1 protein-coding gene and 1 pseudogene are annotated in these 530 nt (G+C 45.5%); one reads left to right on the forward strand and one right to left on the reverse strand.

Going from position 1 to position 530, the window contains the following annotated elements:
• Positions 1 to 98: hypothetical protein (locus ACWHAR_RS31550; protein ID WP_452088989.1), on the reverse strand; the 98-nt coding region annotated here is incomplete at its 3' end.
• 222 nt (positions 99 to 320) lie between these two features.
• Here ACWHAR_RS31550 and ACWHAR_RS31555 point away from each other — a divergent pair.
• Positions 321 to 530: pseudogene (locus ACWHAR_RS31555) on the forward strand (Zn-dependent hydrolase); the annotation flags it as partial.

Genomic DNA, 530 nt, shown 5'->3' on the forward strand with positions numbered 1-530 from the left:
TCCTGTTTCCATATCTTTAGGTCCTGTTTTTGCGGGCTGCCGGCATTTCTGTTTTCATCCGTTCCGCGAACATCGCCTCTCCAGCTTAGCTTGTTCATATGAAAGGCATTTTGACCCTCTCTTTCGCTCTTGCTGGCTCTCTTCCTTACCGTGTTTTCTTTTGACCTTTACATCAAAATAGTTGTGACATGTAGGGTGTATCTGGTTGCTGGATGGATACTGTGGCTAAAAAATAAACGTTTTTTTGGTTAATCTGTCAATGCACTATCATGTTGCTCCTTCTATAATGAAGTCACCATAGCGGCCAGAGGGGGGAGTACATGGAAAAGCAGAAGCTTTCAGTAAAAAACAGCATCACAGATTATATTGAATGGCTCGCCCAATACGGTGCGTCTGCGGATGGCGGCGTAACGAGGCTTTTATACACAAAAGAGTGGATGGACGCACAGCTTGCTGTGGAAACGGAAATGTCTGCTTTCGGGCTTGACACAAGATTCGACGATGTCGGCAATGTGTTTGGAAGGCTTTCG

Source organism: Bacillus sp. LR--39 (assembly GCF_053613335.1).